The organism is Methylobacterium tarhaniae, assembly GCF_001043955.1.
Taxonomy (GTDB): Bacteria; Pseudomonadota; Alphaproteobacteria; order Rhizobiales; family Beijerinckiaceae; genus Methylobacterium; species Methylobacterium tarhaniae.
On the sequence record NZ_LABZ01000175.1, the window covers coordinates 1 to 775 of the forward strand.

Genomic DNA, 775 nt, shown 5'->3' on the forward strand with positions numbered 1-775 from the left:
CGGGCGACCGTCCGTGCCGGCAGGCAGCCCGAACTCTCCCCGGCGCCCCGCGTTGAGCCCAAGTATGGCGACAGCCACGAAAGCCATCAGCCCGGCGCCACGACCCGATCGAATGAGGCTTTGACGCGATGATCGATCGTACCGATCCGCAATGGTACCGTGACGCCATCATCTACCAGGTGCACGTCAAATCCTTCTTCGACGCGAACAACGACGGCATCGGCGATTTCGACGGCCTGACCGCGAAGCTGGACTATATCCGCGACCTCGGCGTCACGGCGATCTGGGTGATGCCGTTCTATCCCTCGCCGCTCCGCGACGACGGCTACGACATCGCGGATTACCGCGACATCAACCCGTCCTACGGCACGATGGACCAGTTCCGCACCTTCGTGGACGAGGCCCATGCCCGGAATCTGCGGGTCATCACCGAACTCGTCATCAACCACACCTCGGACCAGCATCCTTGGTTCCAGCAGGCCCGCAACGCCCCGAAGGATTCGGAGTGGCGTGACTTCTACGTCTGGTCGGACACCGACGAGAAATACACCGACACCCGCATCATCTTCCTCGACACCGAGGCCTCGAACTGGACCTGGGACCCGGTCGCCAAGGCGTATTACTGGCACCGCTTCTACTCGCACCAGCCCGACCTGAACTTCGACAACCCGAAGGTCCTGGACGCGGTGATCGAGGTGATGCGCTACTGGCTCGACATGGGGGTGGACGGGTTGCGCCTCGACGCGATCCCCTACCTGATCGAGCGCGACGGCAC

Annotated in this window: 1 protein-coding gene; it reads left to right on the forward strand. The window is 63.2% G+C overall.

Annotated features, from left to right (window positions below):
* Positions 1–128: 128 nt before the first annotated feature.
* Positions 129–775 (forward strand): alpha-amylase family glycosyl hydrolase (locus VQ03_RS22785; RefSeq protein ID WP_048453194.1); only part of this gene is annotated, 647 nt, incomplete at its 3' end.